20 protein-coding genes and 1 pseudogene are annotated in these 16,247 nt (G+C 66.6%); 20 read left to right on the top strand and 1 reads right to left on the bottom strand.

Annotated features, from left to right (window positions below; all coding sequences use genetic code 11):
• Positions 1 to 2 precede the first annotated feature (2 nt).
• A complete protein-coding gene (gene mftG / locus Q0W90_RS10550) occupies positions 3 to 1,442 on the top strand; it encodes a mycofactocin system GMC family oxidoreductase MftG (RefSeq protein ID WP_297598824.1) in 1,440 nt (479 codons plus the stop codon).
• On the opposite strand, the gene Q0W90_RS10555 is transcribed toward mftG, so the two are convergent.
• The gene (locus Q0W90_RS10555; protein ID WP_297774468.1) at positions 1,436 to 3,031 is read right to left on the bottom strand and encodes an MFS transporter; all 1,596 of its coding nucleotides are present in this window, start codon (positions 3,029 to 3,031) and stop codon (positions 1,436 to 1,438) included. The two genes, mftG and Q0W90_RS10555, sit on opposite strands and share 7 nt — an antisense overlap.
• A gap of 144 nt (positions 3,032 to 3,175) precedes the next feature.
• On the opposite strand from Q0W90_RS10555, the gene Q0W90_RS10560 reads away from it, so the two are divergent.
• The 19 genes and pseudogenes from Q0W90_RS10560 (at position 3,176) to rplE (ending at position 16,207) form a co-directional block, all read left to right on the top strand.
• Positions 3,176 to 3,775, top strand: a complete 600-nt coding sequence (locus Q0W90_RS10560) for a TetR/AcrR family transcriptional regulator (RefSeq protein WP_297774478.1) — start codon at positions 3,176 to 3,178, stop codon at positions 3,773 to 3,775.
• 433 nt (positions 3,776 to 4,208) lie between these two features.
• The gene (rpsJ, locus tag Q0W90_RS10565) at positions 4,209 to 4,514 is read left to right on the top strand and encodes a 30S ribosomal protein S10 (RefSeq protein ID WP_003873519.1); all 306 of its coding nucleotides are present in this window, start codon (positions 4,209 to 4,211) and stop codon (positions 4,512 to 4,514) included.
• A gap of 14 nt (positions 4,515 to 4,528) precedes the next feature.
• The gene (rplC, locus tag Q0W90_RS10570) at positions 4,529 to 5,182 is read left to right on the top strand and encodes a 50S ribosomal protein L3 (protein WP_297700526.1); all 654 of its coding nucleotides are present in this window, start codon (positions 4,529 to 4,531) and stop codon (positions 5,180 to 5,182) included.
• Positions 5,182 to 5,853, top strand: coding sequence for a 50S ribosomal protein L4 (gene rplD, locus Q0W90_RS10575; RefSeq protein WP_297700529.1), 672 nt, complete (start codon positions 5,182 to 5,184; stop codon positions 5,851 to 5,853). The genes rplC and rplD overlap by 1 nt, the downstream gene beginning before the upstream one ends.
• A complete protein-coding gene (gene rplW, locus Q0W90_RS10580; protein WP_297700531.1) occupies positions 5,853 to 6,155 on the top strand; it encodes a 50S ribosomal protein L23 in 303 nt (100 codons plus the stop codon). Before rplD ends, rplW begins: the two co-directional genes overlap by 1 nt.
• A gap of 81 nt (positions 6,156 to 6,236) precedes the next feature.
• Positions 6,237 to 7,079 carry a 50S ribosomal protein L2 gene (gene rplB / locus Q0W90_RS10585; protein ID WP_297700533.1) on the top strand — a complete coding sequence of 281 codons (843 nt, stop codon included), beginning with the start codon at positions 6,237 to 6,239 and terminating at the stop codon, positions 7,077 to 7,079.
• A 29-nt stretch (positions 7,080 to 7,108) separates the two neighbouring features.
• Positions 7,109 to 7,390 (top strand): 30S ribosomal protein S19, encoded by a 282-nt coding sequence (gene rpsS / locus Q0W90_RS10590; protein WP_066951921.1) that lies wholly within the window; start codon positions 7,109 to 7,111, stop codon positions 7,388 to 7,390.
• Positions 7,387 to 7,944, top strand: coding sequence for a 50S ribosomal protein L22 (gene rplV / locus Q0W90_RS10595; protein WP_297700537.1), 558 nt, complete (start codon positions 7,387 to 7,389; stop codon positions 7,942 to 7,944). Before rpsS ends, rplV begins: the two co-directional genes overlap by 4 nt.
• The gene (gene rpsC / locus Q0W90_RS10600; protein ID WP_297700539.1) at positions 7,944 to 8,777 is read left to right on the top strand and encodes a 30S ribosomal protein S3; all 834 of its coding nucleotides are present in this window, start codon (positions 7,944 to 7,946) and stop codon (positions 8,775 to 8,777) included. Before rplV ends, rpsC begins: the two co-directional genes overlap by 1 nt.
• A 3-nt stretch (positions 8,778 to 8,780) precedes the next feature.
• Positions 8,781 to 9,197, top strand: a complete 417-nt coding sequence (gene rplP / locus Q0W90_RS10605; protein WP_297601926.1) for a 50S ribosomal protein L16 — start codon at positions 8,781 to 8,783, stop codon at positions 9,195 to 9,197.
• Complete coding sequence (rpmC, locus tag Q0W90_RS10610) at positions 9,197 to 9,430, top strand: 50S ribosomal protein L29 (RefSeq protein WP_095577801.1); 234 nt, start codon at positions 9,197 to 9,199, stop codon at positions 9,428 to 9,430. Before rplP ends, rpmC begins: the two co-directional genes overlap by 1 nt.
• Entirely contained in the window at positions 9,430 to 9,777 is a 348-nt protein-coding gene (rpsQ, locus tag Q0W90_RS10615; RefSeq protein ID WP_297601921.1) for a 30S ribosomal protein S17, read from the top strand. The genes rpmC and rpsQ overlap by 1 nt, the downstream gene beginning before the upstream one ends.
• Positions 9,778 to 9,894: 117 nt before the next feature.
• A complete protein-coding gene (locus Q0W90_RS10620) occupies positions 9,895 to 12,255 on the top strand; it encodes an arylsulfatase (protein ID WP_297601919.1) in 2,361 nt (786 codons plus the stop codon).
• A 125-nt stretch (positions 12,256 to 12,380) separates the two neighbouring features.
• On the top strand, positions 12,381 to 13,298 hold the full coding sequence (locus tag Q0W90_RS10625) for a DUF4436 domain-containing protein (RefSeq protein ID WP_297774473.1): 918 nt from the start codon (positions 12,381 to 12,383) through the stop codon (positions 13,296 to 13,298).
• 26 nt (positions 13,299 to 13,324) lie between these two features.
• Positions 13,325 to 14,215, top strand: a complete 891-nt coding sequence (locus Q0W90_RS10630; protein WP_297774475.1) for a formylglycine-generating enzyme family protein — start codon at positions 13,325 to 13,327, stop codon at positions 14,213 to 14,215.
• 59 nt (positions 14,216 to 14,274) lie between these two features.
• Positions 14,275 to 14,553 (top strand): annotated as a pseudogene (locus Q0W90_RS10635) (DUF222 domain-containing protein); the annotation flags it as partial.
• Positions 14,554 to 14,946: 393 nt separating this feature from the next.
• Positions 14,947 to 15,315, top strand: a complete 369-nt coding sequence (rplN, locus tag Q0W90_RS10640) for a 50S ribosomal protein L14 (RefSeq protein WP_085233453.1) — start codon at positions 14,947 to 14,949, stop codon at positions 15,313 to 15,315.
• The gene (rplX, locus tag Q0W90_RS10645) at positions 15,316 to 15,633 is read left to right on the top strand and encodes a 50S ribosomal protein L24 (protein ID WP_297599737.1); all 318 of its coding nucleotides are present in this window, start codon (positions 15,316 to 15,318) and stop codon (positions 15,631 to 15,633) included.
• 1 nt (position 15,634) lies between these two features.
• Positions 15,635 to 16,207, top strand: a complete 573-nt coding sequence (rplE, locus tag Q0W90_RS10650) for a 50S ribosomal protein L5 (RefSeq protein WP_297698068.1) — start codon at positions 15,635 to 15,637, stop codon at positions 16,205 to 16,207.
• The last annotated feature ends 40 nt before the right edge of the window (positions 16,208 to 16,247 follow it).

Genomic DNA, 16,247 nt, shown 5'->3' on the forward strand with positions numbered 1-16,247 from the left:
CCTTGACCGCAGCCGTCTCGCACAGCGATGTGCTGATCGTCGGCGCCGGCAGTGCTGGATCGGTTGTCGCGGAACGTCTTTCCGCCGATCCGGGCCGCACGGTGACCGTCCTCGAGGCGGGGCCGGCGCTCGACGATCCGGGACTGCTCGCGCAAACGTCCAACGGGTTGCAGTTGCCGATAGGCGTCGACAGCCCCCTGGTCCGGCGTTATCAGACCCGTCTGACCGAGCAACCGGCTCGCCAGCATCCCCTCGTGCGCGGGGCCACGGTGGGCGGGTCGGGCGCGATCAACGGCGGCTACTTCTGCCGCGGGTTGCCCCGCGATTTCGACGGCATCGGGATGCCGGGCTGGGGATGGTCCGACGTGCTGGACAGCTTCCGCGCCATCGAGACCGACCTGGATTTCGTCGGCCCCACCCATGGCGACAGCGGCCCCATTCTCGTGCGTCGTACCCGCGAAATGACCGGAACCACACAGCGTTTCATCGCTGCGGCGGAGCGCGCCGGGTTCGAATGGATTGCTGACCTCAACGACGCTACGGCGAGCGCGATTTCGGGAATAGGCGCGGTCCCGCTCAATATCGTCGACGGCGTGCGCAGGGGGTCCGGCGCGGGGTATCTGATCCCGGCGCTGAGCCGGCCGAACCTGCGCCTGCACGCTCAGACCCGGGTGGCGCGAGTGCGTTTCGCGGGGGCCGTCGCGGCGGGGGTGGATGCGATCGGTCCGCACGGCCACGTCACCTTCACCGCCGATCGAATCATCCTGTGCGGCGGCGCAATTGAAACGGCACATCTTCTCATGCTCTCGGGCATCGGCGAAGCGGGGATGCTGGCCGCCGTCGGCGTGCCGGTGGTCACGTCGCTGCCGGTGGGGGCGTCGTTCAGCGACCACGCCGAGTGGGTTCTGCCCACCGACTGGGCGGTGGCTCCCGGGCGGCCGGTGCTCGAGGTGGTGCTCAACACGGCTGACGGCCTCGAGATCAGGCCGTATACCGGTGGGTTCGTGGCGATGACCGGCGACGGCACCGCCGGGCATGCCGACTGGCCGCATATCGGGGTGGCGCTCATGCGGCCACGCGCGCGGGGGCGCCTCACGCTGGTCTCGGCGGATCCGGGGGTGGCGCCGCGCATCGAGCACCGCTACGACAGCGAACCCGACGACGTCGCGGCCCTGCGCCGGGGCAGCGAATTGGCCCGCGAATTGGCGGGTGGCACAACCGATGCCGCGACGGCCGTCTGGTCTACGTCGCAACATCTCTGCGGCACGGCGCCGATGGGCATCGACGGCGACCCGCGGGCCGTCGTCGACCCCCGGTGCCGGGTCTACGGCATCGACAATCTGTGGGTGATCGATGGCTCGATCCTGCCCGCGATCACCAGCCGCGGTCCGCACGCCACGATCGTGATGATCGGGCACCGGGCCGCGGAATTCGTTCACTGACCCCGGCGGGACAGCATCCGCCGCACCGGGCGTAGCTGCCGGCCGTCGCGGCCGGGAGCCCACACCCCGATCGCAATGGCGGCGATGGCGACGATCGCGGCCATCGTGATGGTGGAGGCGTGCAGGGCCGCCAGGAATGCGGCCTTACTGATGTCGGCCAGCTGCCGCCCCTGGGGTCCGAGCCGGGCGGCGACCTCGACGGCCTTGGCCAGCGAGTCGGTGGCCTGACCGCGGACCGGTCCGGGAAAGCCCGCCAACCTGGGCGCAAGCTCGTGCGAGTAGCGGCCCGCCAGGATGGAACCGGCCACCGCGATGCCCAGCGCGCCGCCCATTTCGCGCGACGTGTCGTTGACGGCGGACGCGACCCCCTGCTTCTCGTCGGAAACCGCACCCATGATCGCCGAAGTCGTCGGTGCCGTGCAGATTCCGATGCCGGTGGCGAGAATGAGGGTGGGCCAGGCGAATTCGACATACGTCGAGTGCAGGTCCAGCCCGTACATGCACCCGAATCCGACCGCCATCAGCAGGGTGCCGACGAACAAAACCAGCCGCAGGCCCAGCTTGGGCACATACCAGAACGACAGGGCCGAGAAGATGCCCAGCGGCACCATGAACGGGCCGAAGGCGGTCGCCGTCGCCAGCGCGGAGTAGCCCATGATCTGCTGCACGTACTGCATGCCGATGTAGAAGAACCCGAAGGTGGCGCCGAACAGGATGACGATCGCGGTCACTCCGGTGGCGAAATTGGGGTCGGCGAACAACCGGACATCCAGCAGCGGTTGTCTGCCCCGCAATGCCAGGCGCAACTCGAGGGCACCGAATGCCGCGGCGATGACCGCGCCGGCGGCGAGCCCGCCCCACACCAGGGGGTCGCTCCAGCCGCGCCCGGGTGCCTCCAAGATGGCGGCCACGGTGATCGCGACCGCCGCGCCGATCAGGACCGCGCCCAGCGCATCGACCCGGGGAGCGCCCGCGTCGCGTGACGACGCGACGGTGCAGGCCAGCGCGAAAATCACCAGGCCGGCGACACCCAGCGACCAGAAGATGGCGTGCCAGTCCCAAAAGCGAAGCAGCAGGCCAGAACCGAGCATGCCCAGGACGCCGCCGGAACCTGCCGTCCCGGCCCAGATGCCGACGGCTTTGGTGCGGTCGTCTTTGGGATAGGCCACCGTCAGCAGCGACAGCGTGGCGGGCATGACGAACGCGGCGCCGATCCCGGCCACCGCCCGGCCCGCGATGATCTGGGACGGGTTGTGCAGCAGGGCGGGCGTCATCGAGCCGATCGAGAACACCAGGAGTCCGGTCAGCAGCGCACCGCGGCGGCCATAGCGGTCACCGATTGCGCCGGCCGGCAGCAGCAAGCATGCCAGTGCCACGGTGTAGCCGTCGACGACCCAGTTCAGCTGGGACGCGGTGGCCGACGTGGCCACCGCAAGGTCGCCGAGCGCGGTGTTCAGCGCCGTCATCGACGCCACCACCAGGGCCACACCCATGCAGGCGACGGTCAGCGTCCAGTTTCGTGCCCGGACGCTACCGCCGATGCCGATCCCGTCAGTACGCTGGTCAGGCCGGACCAGGGTTTCGACCATGCGGTGCGCCTCCTCGGGAGCGTACGGAGTTTCGAGACCAATAGTCTTGTAGATAGACCATTAGTCTTGGTTTCAAACAGGAGGTGGGGCGCAATTACCGCCGAGACGTCCGATCCTCGCCCGGCCAGGTCGCGGGCCAGGCTGCTGGAAGCCGCCGTCACACTACTGCGCGCCGGGGGTCCCAGCGCGGTCACGGTCGACGCGGTCACCCGCACCGCCAACGTAGCCAGGGCGACCCTGTATCGCCACTTCCCGAGTGGAAACGATTTACTGGCAGCGGCTTTCAACAGCCTGATACCGGTGTCACCCACCCCACCGGCCGAGGGTTCGCTGCGCGACCGTCTGGTCGCCGTGGTGCTGGCCCAGGCGGATGCCGTGGCCCAGGCCCCTACCGTCATGACCGCCATGTCCTGGCTCGCGCTGGGTCGCGACCTGGAGGGCTTGCCCGCCCCCCGGTCCAGCCGCAATGCCGACAGCGCCGCGATCACCACCCTGCGCGAGCGCATCGCCCAGCAGTACGCGGAGCCCTTCGACGCCATTTTCGACAGCCCGGAGGCCGCCGAGCTGGGGGAGGTGGACCGGTCCCGGGCGATCGCCCTGCTTATCGGACCGCTGGTGCTGGGCCGCCTTTCCACCCTGCCCGATTTCGACTACCGCCAATGCGCGCTGGCGGCCGTGGACGGCTTCCTGCACGTGCAGTGTGGCAGGGCCGGCGCAGCGAATATCGAATCGGCGGGTGCCTGAGGCCCCGCCGCGCACCGCCTCAACACCTCTGACCAGCGCGTTCACCCCATGCCGCTATCGCCGCCGGGGCGGGCGCGCCGGATTCGGCCCGAGATCCGGGCCGAATTTTGTTCGGGCCATGATCTAAGGCATACTGTTCAGGTTGCCTTGAGCCGGGTTTGCGCCTGGTCGGGCATACGACCAGCGTCCAAACGGGCGCGTCCGGTCCCATCCTTTGAGAGCGACGAATTTCGATCGCGGATGAGGCTGCGTGAGGGTGACACACCCGACCGCGGGGGCCGGTGTACCACGACAGGTAAACAGCGGCGCAATATCCGGCGCGACGCTCGATCGGCCCAGCTCGGCCGGCCCGATCGACGCGCCGGTGGCACTGAGGACACGGATTACTTGAGCCCGGATACCGGGTCTCAACAGGAGCGAGGGTAGGAGAAGCGTGGCGGGACAGAAGATCCGCATCAGGCTTAAGGCCTACGACCATGAGGCTATTGACGCGTCGGCGCGCAAGATCGTCGAGACCGTCGTCCGCACTGGTGCCAGTGTCGTAGGGCCGGTGCCGCTGCCGACCGAGAAGAACGTGTATTGCGTCATCCGCTCTCCGCACAAGTACAAAGACTCGCGGGAGCACTTCGAGATGCGCACGCACAAGCGGTTGATCGACATCCTCGACCCGACGCCGAAGACCGTTGACGCGCTGATGCGCATCGACCTTCCGGCCAGTGTCGACGTCAACATCCAGTAGGGAGTTACAGAGCAATGGCGCGTAAGGGCATTCTCGGTACCAAGCTGGGCATGACGCAGGTATTCGACGAGAACAACAGGATTGTGCCGGTGACGGTCGTCAAGGCCGGGCCGAACGTGGTGACCCGCATCCGCACGCCCGAGCAGGACGGCTACAGCGCCGTTCAGCTGGCGTATGGCGAGATCAGTCCGCGCAAGGTCAACAAGCCGGTGACCGGTCAATACGCGGCCGCGGGTGTCAACCCTCGCCGCTTCCTGGCCGAGCTGCGGCTGGATAACCCGGACGCGACGGCCGAATACCAGGTCGGCCAGGAGCTGACGGCGGAGATCTTCACCGACGGCAGCTACGTCGACGTGACGGGAACCTCCAAGGGAAAGGGCTTCGCCGGCACCATGAAGCGCCACGGCTTCAGTGGCCAGGGCGCCAGTCACGGTGCCCAGGCGGTGCACCGTCGCCCCGGTTCCATCGGTGGTTGCGCCACCCCCGCCCGGGTGTTCAAGGGCACCCGGATGGCGGGCCGGATGGGTAACGACCGGGTGACCGTCCAGAACCTGTTGGTGCACAAGGTCGATACCGAGAACGGCGTGCTGCTGATCAAGGGTGCGGTCCCCGGCCGCACCGGCGGACTCGTCGTGGTCCGCAGCGCGGTCAAACGAGGTGAGAAGTGATGGCAGCACAAGGTTCCAAGACGCTCAAGATCGACGTCAAGACGCCGGCCGGCAAGGTCGACGGCTCGATCGAGTTGCCGGCCGAATTGTTCGACGCCCCGGCCAATATCGCGCTGATGCACCAGGTGGTCACCGCGCAGCGGGCGGCGGCGCGTCAGGGCACGCACTCGACCAAGACGCGCGGCGACGTCAGGGGTGGCGGCCGTAAGCCCTACCGGCAGAAGGGAACCGGCCGGGCCCGGCAGGGTTCGACGCGGGCCCCGCAGTTCACCGGTGGTGGTGTCGTGCACGGTCCCAAGCCGCGTGACTACAGCCAGCGCACGCCGAAGAAGATGATCGCCGCGGCGCTGCGCGGTGCGCTGTCCGACCGGGCGCGCAATGGACGCATCCACGCGATCACCGAGCTGGTGTCGGGTCAGACGCCGTCCACCAAGAACGCCCGGGCGTTCCTGGGCACGCTGACCGACCACAAGCAGGTGCTGGTCGTGATCGGGCGCAGCGACGAAGCCGGCGCCAAGAGCGTGCGCAACCTGCCCGGTGTGCACGTCCTGACTCCCGGTCAGCTCAACACCTATGACGTGCTGCGCTCCGACGACGTCGTGTTCAGCGTGGAGGCGCTCAACGCCTACATCAGCGCGAACACCGGTACTCCCGAGGAGGTTTCGGCCTGATGGCGACCGTGACTGACCCCCGCGACATCATTCTGGCTCCGGTCATCTCGGAGAAGTCCTATTCGCTGCTCGATGACAACGTGTACACGTTTGTGGTGCACCCCGATTCGAACAAGACGCAGATCAAGATCGCCATCGAGAAGATCTTCTCCGTCAAGGTCTCGTCGGTGAACACCGCGAACAGGCAGGGTAAGCGGAAGCGCACCAGGACCGGATTCGGCAAGCGCAAGAGCACCAAACGGGCCATCGTCACGCTGGCGCCGGGTAGCAAGCCGATCGATCTGTTCGGGGCACCGAGCTAGCCGACGATGATGCAGAGCGAAGCGATGAGGAGGGGTTGGGGAATCCAGCCGAGCCGCCGCGAGAGGAAGACCTGATTAGACATGGCAATTCGTAAGTACAAGCCGACGAGCCCCGGCCGTCGCGGCGCAAGCGTGTCCGATTTCTCCGAGGTCACTCGTTCCACCCCGGAGAAGTCGTTGGTGCGCCCGCTGCATGGTCACGGTGGGCGTAACGCGCACGGCCGCATCACCACCCGCCACAAGGGCGGTGGCCACAAACGTGCCTACCGGGTGATCGACTTCCGTCGCAACGACAAGGACGGCGTCAACGCCAAGGTCGCGCACATCGAATACGACCCCAACCGCACCGCCAACATCGCGTTGCTGCATTTCCTGGACGGCGAGAAGCGCTACATCGTTGCGCCGCAGGGTCTTTCGCAGGGTGACGTGGTGGAGACGGGTCCGAACGCGGATATCAAACCGGGTAACAACCTGCCGTTGCGCAACATCCCGGCAGGTACCGTGATCCACGCCGTGGAACTGCGGCCGGGCGGTGGTGCCAAGCTGGCGCGATCGGCCGGTGCGAGCATTCAGTTGCTCGGTAAGGAGGGCACCTACGCGTCGCTGCGTATGCCCAGCGGCGAGATCCGCCGCGTCGACGTGCGCTGCCGCGCCACCGTGGGCGAGGTGGGCAACGCCGAACAGGCGAACATCAACTGGGGCAAGGCCGGCCGCATGCGGTGGAAGGGCAAGCGCCCTTCGGTACGTGGTGTGGTCATGAACCCGGTGGACCACCCGCACGGTGGTGGTGAGGGGAAGACCTCGGGTGGTCGCCACCCGGTGAGCCCCTGGGGCAAGCCCGAGGGCCGCACCCGCCATCCCAACAAGGCCAGCAACAAGCTCATCGTCCGGCGCCGGCGTACCGGCAAGAAGCACGGTCGCTGAGGAAATCCAGGACCAGGAGTAATCAGCACATGCCACGCAGCCTGAAGAAGGGCCCGTTCGTCGACGGCCACCTGCTCAAGAAGGTGGACGTACAGAACGAGAAGAACACCAAACAGGTGATCAAGACATGGTCGCGTCGTTCGACGATCATTCCTGACTTCATCGGCCACACCTTCGCCGTCCACGACGGACGCAAGCACGTCCCGGTGTTCGTCACCGAGTCGATGGTCGGTCACAAGCTTGGTGAATTCGCGCCCACCCGCACCTTCAAGGGACACATCAAGGACGACCGGAAGGCCAAACGGCGATGACCACGACTGAATTTCCCTCGGCGGTGGCCAAAGCACGCTTCGTGCGGGTGTCGCCGAGAAAGGCGCGCCGGGTGATCGACCTGGTGCGCGGCCGCTCGGTGACCGACGCGCTGGACATCTTGCGCTGGGCGCCGCAGGCCGCCAGTGAGCCGGTGGCCAAGGTGATCGCCAGTGCCGCGGCCAATGCGCAGAACAACAACGGACTGGACCCGGCGACGCTGGTGGTCGCCACCGTCTACGCCGACGAGGGCCCGACCGCCAAGCGCATCCGCCCGCGCGCCCAGGGCCGCGCGTTCCGGATCCGCAAGCGCACCAGCCACATCACGGTCGTGCTGGAGAGCCGGCCGGCGAAGGACCAGCGGTCGGCGACGTCGACCCGGGCCCGCCGCGCCGAGGCCAGCAAGGCCGCCGCCAAGAAGGCGCCGGCCACCAAGGCGCCGGCGACCAAGTCGCCCGCCAAGAAGGCCGCGGCAAAGGCGCCCGCGAAGAAGGCCGCACCGAAAGCCGAAGCCAAGACGTCTGAGACTTCTGACGCGAAGGGAGGCTCAGACTAGTGGGCCAGAAGATCAATCCGCACGGCTTCCGGCTCGGCATCACGACCGACTGGAAGTCACGCTGGTACGCCGACAAGCAGTACTCGGACTACGTCAAGGAAGACGTCGCGATCCGGCGGCTGCTGTCGACCGGTCTGGAGCGGGCGGGGATCGCCGACGTGGAGATCGAGCGCACCCGCGACCGCGTCCGGGTGGACATCCACACCGCGCGTCCCGGCATCGTCATCGGCCGGCGCGGCACCGAGGCCGACCGGATCCGCGCCGACCTGGAGAAGCTGACCGGCAAGCAGGTGCAGCTCAACATCCTCGAAGTCAGAAACCCGGAGTCGCAAGCACAATTGGTGGCCCAGGGCGTCGCCGAGCAGCTGAGCAACCGCGTGGCGTTCCGCCGGGCGATGCGCAAGGCCATCCAGTCGGCGATGCGTCAGCCGAACGTCAAGGGCATCCGGGTGCAGTGCTCCGGCCGTCTCGGCGGCGCCGAGATGAGCCGCTCGGAGTTCTACCGCGAGGGCCGGGTGCCGCTGCACACGCTGCGCGCCGACATCGACTACGGCTTGTACGAGGCCAAGACCACCTTCGGCCGGATCGGCGTCAAGGTGTGGATCTACAAGGGCGACATCGTCGGTGGCAAGCGCGAATTGGCCGCCGCCGCGCCCGCGGGCGCCGAGCGTTCGCGCCGCGAGCGTCCGTCGGGTGCCCGCCCGCGCCGCAGTGGCGCGTCGGGCACCACGGCCACCAGCACCGAGGCCGGCCGGGCCGCCAGCGCCGAAGAGAGCGCCGCGCCGCCCGCACAGGCCGCACCCGCTGCAGAACCGCAAAGCACGGAGAGCTGAATCATGTTGATTCCCCGCAGAGTTAAACACCGTAAGCAGCACCACCCCCGCCAACGCGGCATCGCCAGCGGCGGCACGGCGGTGAACTTCGGCGACTATGGCATCCAGGCTCTGGAGCACGCCTACGTCACCAACCGGCAGATCGAGTCCGCTCGTATCGCCATCAACCGGCATATCAAGCGTGGCGGCAAGGTGTGGATCAACGTCTTCCCCGACCGTCCGCTGACCAAGAAGCCGGCGGAAACCCGAATGGGTTCGGGTAAGGGTTCGCCGGAGTGGTGGGTGGTCAACGTCAAGCCGGGCCGGGTGTTGTTCGAGCTCAGTTACCCCAACGAGCAGACGGCGCGCGCGGCGCTGACCCGCGCAATCCACAAGTTGCCGATCAAGGCGCGCATCGTGACTCGAGAGGATCGATTCTGATGGCAGTGGGAATTTCGCCTGGCGAACTGCGTGAGCTCACCGACGAGGAGCTGGCCGAGCGGTTGCGCGAATCCAAGGAAGAGCTGTTCAACCTGCGTTTCCAGATGGCGACCGGCCAGCTCACCAACAATCGCCGGCTCCGCACCGTGCGTCAGGAGATCGCGCGCGTCTACACGGTGCTGCGCGAACGAGAACTGGGCCTGGCTTCCGGGCCCGATGGTAAGGAATCGTGATGGCAGAAGCCAAGAAGGCTGCCCCCAAGAAGGCCGCCGCAGCCCAGGCCGCGTCGAAGGATAAAGGCCCCAAGAACACTCCGGCCAACCCGAAGGTGCGCGGCCGGCGCAAGATGCGCATCGGTTACGTGGTGAGCGACAAGATGCAGAAGACCATCGTGGTCGAACTGGAAGACCGCGTGCGTCACCCGCTGTACGGCAAGATCATCCGGACCACCACGAAGGTCAAGGCGCACGACGAGAACAGCGCCGCCGGGATCGGCGACCGCGTCTCGCTGATGGAGACGCGCCCGACGTCGGCGACCAAGCGTTGGCGGCTCGTCGAAATTCTGGAAAAGGCAAAGTAAGCCCCGAAGCGACATCAAAACGCCCGAGACCCGACCGTCTCGGGCGTTTTGCAATGCCGAACGTAACGCCACTGCGAAAAAAGATCGGAATTTTCGCAGTCACGTTACGCTCGGCGCATGTCCACTGATTCGCGAGACTTCAACGGCAGGATCGAGCTCGATATCCGGGATTCCGAACCGGATTGGGGCCCCTACGCCGCGCCGACCGCGCCGGAGAACGCACCGAACATCCTCTATCTGGTCTGGGATGACACGGGCATCGCGACCTGGGACTGCTTCGGCGGCCTGGTGGAGATGCCCGCCATGTCGCGCATCGCCGACCGCGGCATCCGACTGTCGCAGTTTCACACCACCGCGCTGTGTTCGCCGACCCGGGCCTCGTTGCTCACCGGGCGCAACGCCACGTCCGTGGGCATGGCCACCATCGAAGAGTTCACCGAGGGCTTCCCCAACGCCAACGGTCGTATCCCGTTCGAAACCGCGCTGCTTTCCGAGGCTCTCGCGGAACAGGGGTACAACACCTACTGCGTGGGCAAGTGGCACCTGACGCCGCTGGAAGAATCGAACCTGGCTGCGACGAAACGGCACTGGCCGATCTCGCGTGGCTTCGAACGCTTCTACGGCTTCCTGGGCGGCGAGACCGACCAGTGGTATCCCGATCTGGTGTATGACAACCACCCGGTGAGCCCGCCGGCGACCCCGGAGGACGGCTACCACCTCTCGAAGGACATCGCCGACAAGACGATCGAGTTCATCCGCGACGCGAAAGTGATTGCGCCCGATAAGCCTTGGTTCTCCTACGTATGCCCCGGTGCCGGGCACGCGCCGCATCACGTGTTCAAAGAATGGGCCGACCGCTACGCCGGCCGTTTCGACATGGGCTACGAGCGCTACCGCGAGATCGTGCTGGAGCGGCAGAAGTCGCTGGGAATCGTGCCGCCGGACACCAAATTGTCGCCGGTCAACCCGTACCTCGACGTGAAGGGACCCGGCGGCCAGGACTGGCCACTGCAGGACACGGTGCGCCCCTGGGACACGCTGACCGACGAAGAGAAGAAGCTTTTCTCCCGGATGGCCGAGGTGTTCGCCGGATTCCTCAGCTACACCGACGCCCAAATCGGCCGCATCCTGGACTATCTCGAGGAATCCGGCCAGCTGGACAACACCATCATCGTGGTGATCTCCGACAACGGCGCCAGCGGCGAGGGTGGCCCGAACGGATCGGTCAACGAGGGCAAGTTCTTCAACGGCTACATCGACACCGTCGAGGAGAGCATGAAGCTCTTCGACCAACTCGGCGGGCCGCAGACCTACAACCACTATCCGATCGGGTGGGCGATGGCGTTCAACACGCCATACAAGCTCTACAAGCGGTACGCCTCCCACGAGGGCGGCATCGCCGACACGGCAATCATCTCCTGGCCCAAAGGGATCGCCGCGCATGGCGAGGTCCGCGACAACTACGTCAACGTCTGCGACGTCACTCCGACCATCTACGACCTGGTCGGTCTGACCCCGCCGGAAACCGTCAAGGGCGTCGCCCAAAAGCCACTGGAGGGCGTGAGTTTCAAAGCGGCCCTCGCCGATCCGGGCGCCGTCACGGGCAAAAGCACTCAGTTCTACACCATGCTGGGCACCCGCGGGATCTGGCATGAGGGCTGGTTCGCCAACACCGTGCACGCGGCCACGCCGGCAGGCTGGTCGCATTTCGACGCCGACCGCTGGGAACTGTTCCACATCGAGGCCGACCGCAGCCAGTGCCACGACCTGGCGGCCGAAAGCCCGGAGAAACTCGAGGAACTCAAGGCGCTGTGGTTCTCGGAGGCCGCCAAGTACAACGGGCTGCCGCTCTCGGACTTCAACATCCTGGAGACCCTGGGGCGGTCACGGCCATATCTGGTCGGCGAACGGTCCAGCTACATCTACTATCCCGATTGCGCGGATGTAAGCATCGGCGCCGCCGCCGAAATCAGCGGCCGGTCGTTCTCGGTGTTGGCCGAGGTGACCATCGATTCCGCCGGCGCCGAGGGGGTGCTGTTCAAGCAGGGCGGCGCGCACGGCGGGCATGTTCTGTTCATCCAGGATGGACGGCTGCATTACGTGTACAACTTCCTCGGCGAGCGCCAGCAGGAGGTCTCATCGTCGCGTGCCGTGCCGTTGGGCAGGCATCTGTTCGGCGCCAGCTATTCGCGGACCGGCACGGTCGAAAACAGTCATACTCCGTTGGGTGACCTGACGCTGTTCATCGACGACGAGGTCGTCGGCACGCTGGCCGCGGTGACCACCCACCCCGGCACCTTCGGGCTGGCGGGCGCCGGCATCACCGTCGGGCGTAACGGCGGATCGGGGGTGTCCAGTCGTTTCAAGGCGCCGTTCGCGTTCACCGGCGGTACCATCGCCCAGGTCACCGTCGACCTGTCCGGCCGGCCCTATCGGGACGTGGAAACCGAGATCGCCCTTGCCTTTTCGCGCGACTGACGCGACCGCGGGAGGGGAGCGCCGACCCCGCCGCCGAATCGGTGGAATCGCGGGCCCGGAGCCGTCGTCGTCATCCGCTGAAAAATGCGGTTTGCGCTGCTAGCATCACGCTGCGTGATGCCCCAATGACCGCGCCGCCCGCGGCGCCGGCCGATGCGTGCGGACGGCAGGCCGCGATCGCGTTCGGGATCGTGGCCTTTCTCGTCGTGATCTACGTGCTGTCCTTGATCGCCGTGCACCTATTGGCCAAATCGGCACCCGCGCTTCCCGCGGTGGACCTTAGCAAGTTCGAGGCCGAGGACAGCGTCGTGCAGGTGCGCCTCGAGAAGCTCGACACCGTCGCCAATCGGCTGACGGTCAATGTGCTCGTCTACCCCAAAGATGCGTTGTACGACAAGAACTTCGGTGTGCTGGCCACCGACGCGGCGGTGCGGCTGTACCCGGACAACGACCTGGGGGACCTGCAGTACCCGGTGGGAAAGGCGCCGGCGCAAGTCACTACGACCATCGAGGCGCACGGTGACCCCGCCAACTGGCCGTTCGATTCGTATGAAACGGGGGTCATCTCGGCCGATGTGTTCACCGGCTCCGGCTCCCACCGGGAGAAGACGGCCGCCCGCGTCGAAGCCACCGGACGGCTGGACGGTTGGGATGCCACCGTCACCCGCGTCCACGACACCGAAGACACCAGCCCAGATATCAAGGACGACTTGATCATTACGCTGCACAGGGCCAAGGGACAGCTGATCTTCGACGTCGGTATCTGCCTGGTTTTGATCTCGCTGCCCGTGTTGGCGTTGTGGGTGGCCATTCCCGTGGCGATGGGCAGGACCTCGTTCTTGCCGCCGCTCACCACGTGGTACGGCGCGATGCTGTTCGCCATCGTCCCGCTGCGCAACATCCTGCCGGGCAGCCCACCCTACGGTTCCTGGGTGGACCAATCCATCGTCCTGTGGGTCCTGATCGGGCTGGTCGTCGCGCTGACGTTGTTCCTGGTCGGCTGGTGGCGCCAACGTGACCGAAAAACGCCTACCAAGACCTGAACCGGGGTTCGTCATACCCTGGACGGGTGCTAAGCGAGCTGGTCGATCTCCCCGGCGGGACATTCCGCATGGGCTCGACCACTTTTTACCCCGAAGAGGCGCCGATCCATACCGTCACCGTGGGTCCCGTTGCGGTGGAACGGCACCCGGTGACCAATGCCCAGTACGCCGAATTCGTCGCCGCCACCGGGTATGTGACGGTGGCCGAGCAACCGATCGACCCCGCGCTGTACCCCGGAGCGGACCCCGACGATCTGTGCCCGGGCGCAATGGTTTTCCGGCCGACGCCCGGGCCGGTGGACCTGCGTGACTGGCGACAGTGGTGGCAATGGGTGCCGGGCGCCAGCTGGCGCCATCCGTTCGGGCCCGATAGCGAGGTCGCGGACCGCGGCGATCATCCGGTGGTGCAGGTCGCCTATCCCGACGCCGTCGCCTACGCGCGCTGGGCGGGTCGGCGGTTGCCGAGCGAGCCCGAGTGGGAGTACGCGGCCCGCGCCGAAAGCACGACGACGTACTCGTGGGGCGACGAGGCCACCAGCGACGGGCGGCTGATGGCCAACACCTGGCAGGGCAGCTTCCCCTACCGCAATGACGGGGCGCTCGGCTGGGTGGGGACCTCGCCGGTCGGCACGTTTGCGCCCAACGCGTTCGGCATCCTCGACATGATCGGCAACGTCTGGGAGTGGACCGCGACCGAATTCTCCCCGCATCACCGGCTCGACTCGCCGCCCAAGGCCTGCTGCACCCCCTCGGGTCCCGCCGATCCGGCCGTCAGCCAGACGTTGAAGGGCGGCAGCCACCTGTGCGCGCCGGAGTACTGCCACCGGTATCGGCCGGCGGCCCGGTCCCCGCAATCGCAGGACTCCGCGACGACCCACATCGGGTTTCGCTGCGTGGCGGATTTGCGTTCGGGCTAGTCGAGGCGACGGGCCGCTTTAACGGAATCCTGTCGGTGCCCGGTGGCATAATCGAACATGTGTTCGAAGATGTGATCGCTCGGTTCGATGAGCTCATCGAGCGGTGCTATCCGTCGGCAACTCCAGAATCGGCGGCGTTGTTGGAGCGCATCGGTATGGCGGCGCGGGTGGAGAGTCGGGCGGCGGCGGCGCAGTTGGTGGCGGTGGGGGAGTTGTTTGCGTATCGGTTGTCGCGGTGTGCGGAGACCGAGGAGTGGGCGGTGGATACCGAGGCGGCCGTCGCCGCGGAGGTGGGCGCGGCATTGCGGACCGGTCCGGGGCTGGCCGGCAGCCGGGTGCGTGATGCCCCAACGCCACCGCACCCGCACCCACGACCGGGCCACCCGCATCGCCGTCGAACGCCGCCACAACCGCGACGCCCGGCCGGCCCGGCAGGCCCCATCCGTGAGCTACTCCTGGCCCGCTACGTATGGGCCCGACGACGATCCGCCGCCGTTTTAGGTGCAGAATTTCCCCATCTCGATCGCATGCAGCCAGAATTTGGCTCTGAGCTGGTCGTCCCCTAGACTCTAGGGGTTGCCTTGGGCAGACCTCGGCCGGTGCGAATCGGCCCCGCGTGCCTTTCGGTGACAAAGACCGCGCACGTCAGGTTTTTTGGTGGGCCATGCCCGCCGAATGCTCACTCAGGTGGGTTCTCCTGCCGTGCACACGCAACCAGGTCAGGAGATCGAGTGATTCAGCAGGAATCGCGGCTGAAGGTCGCCGACAACACCGGCGCCAAGGAGATCTTGTGCATCCGTGTGCTCGGCGGTTCGTCGCGACGCTACGCCGGTATCGGCGATGTCATCGTCGCCACCGTCAAGGACGCCATTCCCGGCGGCAACGTCAAGCGTGGTGATGTCGTCAAGGCCGTCGTGGTGCGCACGGTCAAGGAGCGCAGACGTTCCGACGGCAGCTACATCAAATTCGACGAGAACGCCGCGGTGATCATCAAGCCCGACAACGACCCGCGCGGGACGCGCATCTTCGGGCCCGTCGGCCGCGAACTGCGCGAGAAGCGGTTCATGAAGATCATCTCGCTGGCTCCGGAGGTTTTGTAGATGAAGGTCAAAAAGGACGACACCGTCCTGGTGATCGCGGGTAAGGACAAGGGTGCCAAGGGCAAGGTGCTGAAGGTCTACCCCGAGCGCAACCGGGTGTTGGTCGAGGGTGTCAACGCGATCAAGAAGCACACCGCCATTTCGACCAACCAGCGCGGGGCCCAGTCGGGCGGAATCGTCACCCAGGAAGCCCCGATCGACGCCTCCAACGTGATGGTGGTCGACTCGGATGGCAAGCCGACCCGTATCGGCTACCGGGTCGACGAGGAGACCGGCAAGCGCGTCCGCATCTCCAAGCGCAACGGTGAGGACATCTAAGGTGACCACAACAGAGGCCAATGTGAAGGCGCAGCCGCGCCTGAAAGAGCGCTACCGCAGCGAGATTCGCGATGCGTTGCACAAGGAATTCGGCTACGGCAACGTCATGCAGATCCCGACGGTGACCAAGGTCGTCGTCAACATGGGTGTCGGCGACGCGGCGCGGGACGCGAAGTTGATCAACGGCGCGGTCAGCGACCTGGCGCTGATCACCGGGCAACGGCCCGAGATCCGTCGCGCGCGCAAGTCCATCGCGCAGTTCAAACTGCGTGAGGGCATGCCGATCGGCGCCCGGGTCACCCTGCGCGGCGACCGGATGTGGGAGTTCCTCGACCGTCTCACCTCGATCGCGCTGCCCCGTATCCGCGACTTCCGCGGCCTTTCACCCAAGCAGTTCGACGGTGTCGGCAACTACACCTTCGGGCTGGCGGAGCAGTCGGTGTTCCACGAGATCGACGTGGACAAGATCGACCGGGTCCGCGGCATGGACATCACCGTCGTCACCTCGGCGACGACTGACGACGAAGGACGAGCGCTGTTGCGAGCTCTCGGCTTTCCCTTCAAGGAGAACTGAGCCATGGCAAAGAAGGCACTGGTCAACAAGGCCGCACGCA

The sequence above is a fragment of the Mycobacterium sp. genome, assembly GCF_025933915.1.
Taxonomy (GTDB): Bacteria; Actinomycetota; Actinomycetes; order Mycobacteriales; family Mycobacteriaceae; genus Mycobacterium.

Coding starts and splice junctions, on each gene's coding strand:
- rpmC (WP_095577801.1), top strand. CDS start 9,197: ATGGCAGTGGGAATTTCGCCTGGCGAACTGCGTGAGCTCACCGACGAG.
- Q0W90_RS10555 (WP_297774468.1), bottom strand. CDS start 3,031: ATGGTCGAAACCCTGGTCCGGCCTGACCAGCGTACTGACGGGATCGGC.
- rplP (WP_297601926.1), top strand. CDS start 8,781: ATGTTGATTCCCCGCAGAGTTAAACACCGTAAGCAGCACCACCCCCGC.
- rpsQ (WP_297601921.1), top strand. CDS start 9,430: ATGGCAGAAGCCAAGAAGGCTGCCCCCAAGAAGGCCGCCGCAGCCCAG.
- Q0W90_RS10620 (WP_297601919.1), top strand. CDS start 9,895: ATGTCCACTGATTCGCGAGACTTCAACGGCAGGATCGAGCTCGATATC.
- rplX (WP_297599737.1), top strand. CDS start 15,316: ATGAAGGTCAAAAAGGACGACACCGTCCTGGTGATCGCGGGTAAGGAC.
- rplC (WP_297700526.1), top strand. CDS start 4,529: ATGGCGCGTAAGGGCATTCTCGGTACCAAGCTGGGCATGACGCAGGTA.
- rplB (WP_297700533.1), top strand. CDS start 6,237: ATGGCAATTCGTAAGTACAAGCCGACGAGCCCCGGCCGTCGCGGCGCA.
- rplW (WP_297700531.1), top strand. CDS start 5,853: ATGGCGACCGTGACTGACCCCCGCGACATCATTCTGGCTCCGGTCATC.
- rpsS (WP_066951921.1), top strand. CDS start 7,109: ATGCCACGCAGCCTGAAGAAGGGCCCGTTCGTCGACGGCCACCTGCTC.
- Q0W90_RS10625 (WP_297774473.1), top strand. CDS start 12,381: ATGACCGCGCCGCCCGCGGCGCCGGCCGATGCGTGCGGACGGCAGGCC.
- rplV (WP_297700537.1), top strand. CDS start 7,387: ATGACCACGACTGAATTTCCCTCGGCGGTGGCCAAAGCACGCTTCGTG.
- rplD (WP_297700529.1), top strand. CDS start 5,182: ATGGCAGCACAAGGTTCCAAGACGCTCAAGATCGACGTCAAGACGCCG.